Source organism: Streptomyces sp. NPDC058683, from assembly GCF_042716195.1.
Lineage (GTDB): Bacteria > Actinomycetota > Actinomycetes > Streptomycetales > Streptomycetaceae > Streptomyces.
In genome coordinates, this window is record NZ_JBHXSK010000084.1 from 27,406 (window position 1) to 35,578 (window position 8,173).

The 8,173-nt window shown below is 70.5% G+C and carries 10 protein-coding genes, 1 pseudogene and 1 CRISPR repeat array; of the genes and pseudogenes, 7 read left to right on the forward strand and 4 right to left on the reverse strand.

Annotated features, from left to right (window positions below; genetic code table 11):
- The 7 genes and pseudogenes from ACFWXC_RS50045 to ACFWXC_RS50075 form a co-directional block, all read left to right on the forward strand.
- Positions 1–459, forward strand: a pseudogene (locus ACFWXC_RS50045) (hypothetical protein); the annotation flags it as partial.
- Positions 456–647 carry a hypothetical protein gene (locus tag ACFWXC_RS50050; protein ID WP_384490479.1) on the forward strand — a complete coding sequence of 64 codons (192 nt, stop codon included), beginning with the start codon at positions 456–458 and terminating at the stop codon, positions 645–647. The pseudogene ACFWXC_RS50045 and the gene ACFWXC_RS50050, both read left to right, overlap by 4 nt.
- A gap of 85 nt (positions 648–732) precedes the next feature.
- A complete protein-coding gene (locus ACFWXC_RS50055) occupies positions 733–969 on the forward strand; it encodes a hypothetical protein (RefSeq protein WP_384490481.1) in 237 nt (78 codons plus the stop codon).
- Between the two features lie 263 nt (positions 970–1,232).
- Positions 1,233–1,583 carry a plasmid mobilization protein gene (locus ACFWXC_RS50060; protein WP_384490483.1) on the forward strand — a complete coding sequence of 117 codons (351 nt, stop codon included), beginning with the start codon at positions 1,233–1,235 and terminating at the stop codon, positions 1,581–1,583.
- The gene (locus ACFWXC_RS50065; RefSeq protein ID WP_384490485.1) at positions 1,580–3,313 is read left to right on the forward strand and encodes a relaxase/mobilization nuclease domain-containing protein; all 1,734 of its coding nucleotides are present in this window, start codon (positions 1,580–1,582) and stop codon (positions 3,311–3,313) included. Before ACFWXC_RS50060 ends, ACFWXC_RS50065 begins: the two co-directional genes overlap by 4 nt.
- A gap of 441 nt (positions 3,314–3,754) precedes the next feature.
- Positions 3,755–4,198 carry a hypothetical protein gene (locus ACFWXC_RS50070; RefSeq protein WP_384490487.1) on the forward strand — a complete coding sequence of 148 codons (444 nt, stop codon included), beginning with the start codon at positions 3,755–3,757 and terminating at the stop codon, positions 4,196–4,198.
- A 79-nt stretch (positions 4,199–4,277) separates the two neighbouring features.
- Positions 4,278–4,967 carry a hypothetical protein gene (locus ACFWXC_RS50075; RefSeq protein WP_384490489.1) on the forward strand — a complete coding sequence of 230 codons (690 nt, stop codon included), beginning with the start codon at positions 4,278–4,280 and terminating at the stop codon, positions 4,965–4,967.
- A 61-nt stretch (positions 4,968–5,028) separates the two neighbouring features.
- On the opposite strand, the gene ACFWXC_RS50080 is transcribed toward ACFWXC_RS50075, so the two are convergent.
- The 4 genes from ACFWXC_RS50080 to ACFWXC_RS50095 all read right to left on the reverse strand — a co-directional run bounded on the left by ACFWXC_RS50080 (position 5,029) and on the right by ACFWXC_RS50095 (position 7,157).
- Positions 5,029–5,436 carry a hypothetical protein gene (locus ACFWXC_RS50080; protein WP_384490491.1) on the reverse strand — a complete coding sequence of 136 codons (408 nt, stop codon included), beginning with the start codon at positions 5,434–5,436 and terminating at the stop codon, positions 5,029–5,031.
- A 144-nt stretch (positions 5,437–5,580) separates the two neighbouring features.
- On the reverse strand, positions 5,581–6,402 hold the full coding sequence (locus ACFWXC_RS50085; RefSeq protein WP_384490497.1) for a DUF317 domain-containing protein: 822 nt from the start codon (positions 6,400–6,402) through the stop codon (positions 5,581–5,583).
- 14 nt (positions 6,403–6,416) lie between these two features.
- Positions 6,417–6,707: a hypothetical protein gene (locus ACFWXC_RS50090; protein ID WP_384490493.1), complete on the reverse strand. Its 291-nt coding sequence runs from the start codon at positions 6,705–6,707 to the stop codon at positions 6,417–6,419.
- Positions 6,708–6,803: 96 nt separating this feature from the next.
- Complete coding sequence (locus ACFWXC_RS50095; protein WP_384490495.1) at positions 6,804–7,157, reverse strand: DUF317 domain-containing protein; 354 nt, start codon at positions 7,155–7,157, stop codon at positions 6,804–6,806.
- Positions 7,158–7,547: 390 nt separating this feature from the next.
- Positions 7,548–8,131: direct repeats of the CRISPR family, unit length 29 nt; unit sequence GGGAACATCCCCGCGGGCGCGGGGAGCAG.
- The last annotated feature ends 42 nt before the right edge of the window (positions 8,132–8,173 follow it).

Genomic DNA, 8,173 nt, shown 5'->3' on the forward strand with positions numbered 1-8,173 from the left:
CGAGGACCGACCACCACCGAGTCCGGGACCGAGAGCACCCAGGACCGAGGACCGACCACCACCGAGTCCGGGACCGAGACCACCCAGGACCGAGGACCGACCACCACCGAGTCCGGGACCGAGACCACCCAGGACCGAGGACACAAGGTGCCGCTCGGCCCGAAGAAGGCGAGGCAGTCCCGGACGAAAACCAGGGTCAAGCGTGCCCGGTCCCGCTCTCCGCAGACAGAGCGCCCGACACGCGAGCTGGGCGAGTCCGAGCGCCAGCTCGTCCACGAGGTACTCCCTCACGTTCCTGCCTTGCTCGAACGGGACGGCAACGAAGCGATCACCCGCGTGCAACTGCGCGAAATCATCCGCCGCCAGGGCCTGACGGGGGTCGGAAACGACCGACTCGGCCTTGTCCTCCAGGAGCTGCGGAACGAGAACATCACCACAGCGAGGAGCACCGCCAAATGAAGACCTGCCACCAGTTCAACACCGTTCGCGCGGAGTACGAGCGAGAGATCGGCTTCATGCTCGCTCACTCCGAACGGCACGCGGGCAGGCCGGCGGCGAAGTCCAGCGCGAAGCAGGCCGCCTCGGCGAAACAGCGGATGGCCCGCGCGCTCAACAGCCACGTCGGAAGCTGCCCCGAGTGCGGCTGAACCAGCAAAACCCCAGCTCAGACCTCACAGCCGTCAAGGTGGCCCGGCTCAGCGCCGGGCCACCGCCCCGCTCAGGAGGTATGCCGTGACTCCACGTCCACCTCGTTCTGCCGAGCCCACCACCGCCGAGGCCGATGCCTGGGCGGACGTGCTGGTCCGCCGGCAACTCGTCCACGCCCTCGTCCGCATGCCGACCGGGCAGTGGCTCGTCCAGGACCACCATGACGGACCGGTCCACGTCCTGGCGAACCCGACCGATGTTCTCGCTCTGGCCGCAACCATCCAGCACCGCACCCGCTCTACGAGGCCCGAATCCGAATGACGAACGCCAGCAAGAACGGCACCACCCCGGAACCTGATTGTGACTCCAACTCGGTCCCGGGGCGAGCAAGTTGGGGCGGAAGCATAGCTTCCGCCGATCCCGCCCCCGAGGGGGCGGGAGAGGACCTGCACCGGGGGGCGCAGGTCCTTCGGGCTTCGACCGGGGGCGGATCGAAGCCGGGGCAGGAGGAGAAGCAGACCGAACCGCGCGCCCGGCGACAGCGCGCTCGTCAGCGACCGCGCCAGCCGCCCGCAAAGAAGCGCTTGCGCCAGCCCGCCACGCGATTCAACGAAGACGAGTACGCCCTGATCAAATCCGCCGCCGCCCAGAGCAACCTGTCCGTCGCCGGGTTCCTCGCCCGTTCCGCGCTCGCCGCCGCCCGCGACCTTGACCGCACCAGCGCCGAGATCGCCGACGAACGCGAAGTGATCACGGCCCTGTTCGACAGCCGGCGTCGGCTCGGCTGGGCCGGCAGCAACCTCAACCAGGCAGTCAAGGCGCTCAACTCCGGTGCAGACGTTCCTCACCTCGAAGCGGCCATCGCGGCCGTACGGCGTGCCGCCGACACCGCCCACGAGGCCGCCACGCGGCTGATCGAGCACCACGGCTCATGATCCCCAGCGTCAACCCGTCCGGGTCGGACACCAGAGGGCTCCTCTACTACCTCTACGACACCGGCAAGCACGAGGACCACACCGACCCCCACCTCGTCGCCTCCTTCGACGGCATGTCCCCCGACCCCGGCCGCGATCCGAACGCCACCCTCACTGACCTCCAGCGGCTCCTGGACCAACCGATGATGGCCCTCGCCAAACACGCCCGCCCGGCCAAGCACGTCTGGCACACCTCCGTACGCGCGGACCCGGGCGACCGGATCCTGTCCGACGAGGAGTGGGCCGGCATCGCCCGCCGCATCGTCGCCGCCACGGGCATCGACCCGGGTGAGGGGCAGTCCGGCTGCCGCTGGGCCGCCGTGCGCCACGCCGACGACCACATCCACATCGTCGCCACCCTCGTCACCGAGGACGGCCACCGCCCGGACGACTTCCGCTCCGGCGCCCGTGCCCAGGCCGAAGCCCGGCTCATCGAGAAGGAACTCGGCCTCCACCAGGTCGCACCCGGCGACGGCACAGCCGCGCAGCGGCCCACCAGCGCCGAGCGCCACAAGGCCGAGCGGCAGGGTCGCGAGCGCACCGCCCGCGAGGAGCTGCGCGAAGCCGTGCGACGGGCGGTGAGCGGGGCGCGGAGTGACGAGGAGTTCTTCGACCGGCTCGCCGCCGCCGGCCTCCTGATCCGCAAGCGCGCCGCGCCCTCCGGTGACCTCCTCGGCTACAAGGTCGCCCTGCCCGACGACCTGAACAAGGACGGCGAGCCGATCTTCTACCCCGGCGCCCGCCTCGCTCCCGACCTGTCGATGCCCCGCATCCGCGAGCGCTGGTCCGCCGACGCCCCGGCTTCCCGGCAGGACGATGCGATCCGTCCGGGGCCGGGCAGTCCGGCCGCCGCGCGCCGCGGAACGGCCTCGGCCGTGTGGCAGACCATGCTCGTCTTCGAGCACGGCGAGGACGCGGTCGCCGCCGCCCACATCGCCGCGGCCGGCGAGGTCCTGGACGCCCTCGCGAAGACGTCCGCAGCCCACACCCGCCGCGAACTGCGCGACGCCGCAACGGCTTTCGAACGAGCTTCCCGCTCCCACGTCCGCGCCGTACGCGGGCACGATCGCGCCCTGCGGCAGGCCGCCCGCGACCTCGTCCACGGCGGCCAGGCCCTCGGCCGCGGCGAGGATGGAGCGACCACGGCGATGGCGATCGACATGCTGTTCTTCCTGATCACTGCCGCCGCGCACTGGCACGCCCGCAAAGGCCATGCCCAGCAGGCTGAGGCCGCCACCCGGGCTGCTCAGCACCTGCGCACCGCCTACGAGGCCGCCGCCGCGCAGCCCCTCGGTGTTCTCTACGAGCGCGGTCGGCGCCTGAACCGGCCGATGCTCCAGCGCCAGACCGCACTGCTGCGCGAGGCCCTGCCGGATCTGGCCGAGCAGGTCCTCGCGGAGCCCGGCTGGTACGCCCTGGCCGCCACCGTCGCGGAGGCCGAAGCCGCCGGTTACGACCCGGCCGCTCTGCTCTCCGACGTTGCCGCACGGCGCGAACTCGGCACCGCGGACTCCGTCAGTGACGTGCTTGTGTGGCGGATGCGGCGAGCCGCAGACCTGCCCGCCGACGCCTCCCACCTGCCCGAGACCAGCACCGCAGCGACCCGGTCCGCGAAGCGCGGGGCAAGCACGAGGCCCTCCGCGCCCGGCAGGCGGCGTAGCGGTGAGGACACCGCGCGTCCGAGCCGATAGGCCCGCTCGATGCGCTTACGCGGCCTCAGCGCACCACCGAGAGAAGCGACAAGGCCACCGCCCCGCCCGCGATCCACAGCATGGTCGTGCGCCACATCTGACCCCGGTGGGGGCCAGGTTCGATGTGGAGCCTGTCGGCGTCCGTGCACCCGCAGGACGGACGGGCATAGCGTAGGTGGGGTGAGTCGAGCCAGTAGGCGCCGTGCAGTTGGGCGGTCGAGGGAGACGATGACGTGGCATCGGGCACACCGTGGCAACGCCGCCGCACAGGACCGAGACACGCATCTTGGCCAACTCGTCATCTGGGCAACCGAGAAGCCCAAACGCCCCTGCTGACCTGGTCGGACGGACTGTGGACGTTGTGAATTGAAACCGGCGGGGGCGTGGGGCACGATCATGAAGCGCGCAGGACGAGGTGACGAGGTAGAGGAGGACGCGAGGGTGTTTCACCGGATACGCCGACGGGGCAAGGAGCCGACCGAAGCTCAGCGGCAGTTCGCCGAGCTGCACGCGCAGCTGCAGGGCCAGGTCCCGCCCGGCTTCGGGGTGCCGGCGCCTGAGCCGGAGTTCGCCGCGCCGGTGGCCGTCATGGACGACTTCCTCCCGCCGGAGCTGCGCGTGCCGAGCCACGACCAGGTCGACGGCAAGATGATGCCGTGGGCGCAGCCGCTCGTCCTCGACGGCGAGATGGCCGCCTGCGCCGAGTGCGGCGCGTACCGGGACTGGCTTATCCTCTCCACCCGCGGTGAGATCTGGTTGCGCTGCCGAGCAGGCCACCAGCAGCGGGAGACGCGCATCGATACCGCCTGGTACAACCGCAACAGCGGGCCGACGGACGCGACGCACGCCACATTCGAGGACTGCCTGCGCCACCTCGGGCACTGACCACCACTCCTACGACCCCACCGGGCCCGCGGGCCCGCACTGACCACCCGTCGCCTAGCACCAAGGGGTCAGTTCTGTCATGCGCGTTCGCGTCGCCACCACCGCCCTCGGCATCACCGCCGTCCTCCTCGGCCTGTCCGCCTGCTCCACCGACACCACCGGAGACCAGCGCCCTGCCGCGGCCCGGGAGGGCACGCCGTCCGACCGCGCTCAGGGGACGGCCGTGCTCTCCTCGGCCGCGCTCTCGTCCCGCCTGCTCGACCAGAGCGACCTCGGCAGCGGCTACCTGCCCAAGCCGGAGCGTCCGGCCCAGCACGACGACGTCACCGTCATCGGCTGCCCGGCCCTGAGCGAGCTGGGCGGCGACGCGGCGACCGGCGGCACGCTCGCCTTCCCGCGCAAGGCGAAGGCGGCCTTCACCTACGGCGGCAGCTCCTCGGAAATTTCCGAGGAGCTGTACAGCGACAGCGCGAAGAAGCTCTCCGACGGAATCGCCCGGATCTTCGACGCAATGACCGGCTGCCCGACCTATCAGGTCGTCTCCGGCGGCACCCCGGTCGACGTCGCCTCGCAGAGGCTGACCGCTCCCAACGCCGGCGGTGACCAGCAGTGGAGCCAGCTCCTGACGTTCACCGCCGCAGGGCGAAGCAGCGTGGTCAAGCAGACCGCGATCCGCGACGGCAACCTGCTGGTGATCGTCTCCGGCTCCCCCGCCCTCGTCGACCGTCACCTCGACAAGGCCCTCGCCAAGGCCACGGCAACGCGCTGATCCCGCGCACCTCCAGCCTGTGATGCTGCCCTCGACCGCCATGGTCGAGGGCAGCATCGCGTTACTGGCTGATGCGCTGCGCGGCGCGAGCGGCCTGGCCCGGTACCCAGGCTCGGACCTGGCCGGGCTGGACGTAGAGCACGTTCGGGTTGTGGCTGTGCGGCCCGTAGCCGCTGGAGGCGTTCACGAGCAGGTACGCGCCCACCGGAACGTGCCAGTTCCAGAACCAGGCGTCCTGTTGCCGCCCGGTATCGCACCAGGTCACGACGGCCTTTGAGCCACGACGTCCGTGCTGGTAGACCCGCGTGACCTGAAGGAGTTGCCCCTGGCCGGAGCTGCGGTGCTGCTGGAATGCCTGCCACTGCGCCGCAAGAACAGCCGTGCGCTTGCGGCGTGAACGGGTCGTCAACGCGATCGTCGCGGCGACGACGAGAACAGTGACCAGAAAGGCGCCGACGCTGGGTTGCATGGCCGCATCCTGCATCGTTCCGTTTCGGGGCGGCAAACCGTGCTGGGCGTTGAAGACTCAATGTCTGCTACCCGAGAAGCAAGAAAGTCCGGCACCCCTCTCATGGGGTGCCGGACTGCGATCGTCGAGAGATGCGCGCGGATGCTAGATGGCGGGCGCGCGCAGGAGGCGCTCCTGGGTGGCCTCGGGCAGCACCCGCCGCAGGACCGGTGCGGTCGAGCTGAGGGAGGCCGCGAAGGCGGCGACGAGATCGTGCGGAACGCTGGCGGCGAACGAGGCCGCCCACAGGCAGGGTGCGCCGAGCGCGGGCTCGGCCCACGCCTGCCATCCGGCCGGCCGAGTGTCATCGTCCTCGGCGATGAGGGCGCGCGGGTCGGCGTCCTGGATGAGGGGCGGGACCTCGCCGAGGCTGATGTGGGAGGTGAACGTCGGGTCCGTCGCTGCCGCCTGGGGCCGGTCGATGTCACGGAACCATCCGTGGGCGGCGACCGCGTCGAGGACCAAATCGGCTCCGGCGAACGGAACTGCGGGCTGGTCGCTCGCGTCGAGCGCGACGAGGAAGTCGACGACCGCCTCGCCGGGGACGTCGCGGGTGAAGTAGGCCGACCACTGGGCGAGCGGACTGCTCGTCTCGGCCCGGGCGGAGATCTGCCAGGCGATCGGCAGCTCGCCCAGGTGGAACGGCTCGTCCGCCAAGCCCCACTGTGCCCAGCGCAGCGCGTCAGGGCTGATGTGCAGGACGGTGCTCCGCAGGACCTGGCGGTCCTCCGGTGCCTCGTCCGGCTCATGGCGTCCGCGGACGATCGTCAGGCTCGTCCAGCCCAGGCCGGCAAGCGTGTCGGCGACCACGTCGTAGAGGCGCCCGTCGTCACCGGCCAGGTGCCGGGGGCCGACCCAGAACGCGGGCTGACCGGCGCTCGGGGTGGACGAGTCGGGCGGGAAGTCGGGGTACAGGGGCGCCTCCAGGGCTCGGTGCGTATCTAGTTGCCGCCGGCGCGGCGGCGGGGGCGGCGCGGGGGTGCCTGGACGGGGCCCTGCCACGTCAGGGCGATGGCGACCTCCGGTGGCAGGTGGCCGAGCTGCGCGTCCTCGTCCCGCCCCTCGGCGAGGTAGACGATGGTCCGGCCGGACTCGTCGACCGACTGCATGACCTGTGCCAGGCGGTGGGCCATCGGGAAGAACGGATTCATGGCCTGGCGGACCGGAGCGTTCGGGTCGCAGGCGGACAACAGCTCGATGAGACCGCCGACGGTCATCTCCGGGGACGTCACGAACAACCTCCTGGGTTGGGGAAATGGGTGCGTGGGAGCGGACCGCCGTTCGGCCGGCCTGCTCGCGGAGGCACAGCCACTACGGTGTGCGAGCTGTCAGAGACGGCGCGAGGTCTCCAGCACGCGCGCTACGGCGACGGCGACGATGTCGGCCAGCATCTCGGTGTCGAACGACACGTGGTAGCCGCGGACCTTGGCGGTGCGGGTGACCGCGATCTTCCATCCCTCGCCGTTCGTGCCGGGGCGGCCGAGCGGGAACCAGCCGAGGTAGAAGCGGCCGTCCTTGCTGCTGACGTGCACGTCCGCACGATCATCGACGACCAGGTGGAAGTCCTCGGCGGAGAACTGGTCCATGACCAGGGTCGGCTGACCGGGGCCGAGCTGCCACTCCCGCAATCGCAGGGCTTCGACGGTGGTAGAGAAACCGGGGCCCGTAGAGGCTACGGTCACGGGCAATCACCTCTCTGACCTGGGGTTTCTTGCAAGGTCGTCTACGTTGACATGACCTCGCACCCGTTGGCCAGTCTTTCCGCGATCTTCCCTGTCTGCCCCGGGCGAACTTTGTCCCTCGTCATCCTGTAAGTTTTCAGATTTCGTGTCATTTTCTCCGCCTCAGTCTCACGCCGATGTCATGTCCCAGGTCAGCGGCTTGCATCGAACAGGAGAGCTGAGGAAATGACACGGGTTCTGAGAATCTGGCGGATGACATCGCGTGAGACACAGCGGGAACGCCCAGGTCACAGGCCCGGCAGATGACACGGGCCGCGAGAACCTACACATCCAATCGAGGCGTTTGACAGCGAACCCAGCCGTTTGGGCTTCCTTGCCATCGGACCTAGTGGGAACATCCCCGCAGGCGCGGGGAGCAGAACTGCGGTGCAACGTCGAGCTTGACCCAATAGGGAACATCCTCGCGAGCGCAAGGAGCAGGCCAGGGCGCGGCCGCCGTCGTTGTGAGGAGGGGGAACATCCCCGCGAGTGCGGGGAGGAGTCGACGGCGACCCAGGTCCTGACCCCGTACGAGGGAACATCCCCGCGGGCGCGGGGAGCAGCGGCGCCTCGGCCTCGTGCAGGCGCAGGACCTGGGAACATCCCCGCGGGCGCGGGGAGCAGGTCGTGACCGCGATGCGGCGGAACCAGTTGACGGGAACATCCCCGCGGGCGCGGGGAGCAGAGTCCGATATCCACAAGTGCGTGACAAATCGCGGGAACATCCCCGCGGGCGCGGGGAGCAGGGCGCCGTCCCGTACTCCACAGCCGCGGCGTAGGGCGTAGGGAACATCCCTGCGGGCGCGGGGAGCAGTCCACCTCGTGTTCGACCAGGTCGACGTCATCGGAAACATCCCCGCGGGCGCGGGGAGCAAGCCTGGCTACCTCGGTCAGCACCTCGGCCTGGGGGAAATCCCCGCGGGCGCGGGGAGCAGAACCTCGCCTTGACCCGCCATGGGCTCGACAAGGGAGCATCC

What these genes read in the sequence shown, in the direction of transcription:
- ACFWXC_RS50075 (WP_384490489.1), top strand. Translation starts at nt 4,278, where the DNA reads ATGCGCGTTCGCGTCGCCACCACCGCCCTCGGCATCACCGCCGTCCTC.
- ACFWXC_RS50050 (WP_384490479.1), top strand. Translation starts at nt 456, where the DNA reads ATGAAGACCTGCCACCAGTTCAACACCGTTCGCGCGGAGTACGAGCGA.
- ACFWXC_RS50080 (WP_384490491.1), bottom strand. Translation starts at nt 5,436, where the DNA reads ATGCAACCCAGCGTCGGCGCCTTTCTGGTCACTGTTCTCGTCGTCGCC.
- ACFWXC_RS50065 (WP_384490485.1), top strand. Translation starts at nt 1,580, where the DNA reads ATGATCCCCAGCGTCAACCCGTCCGGGTCGGACACCAGAGGGCTCCTC.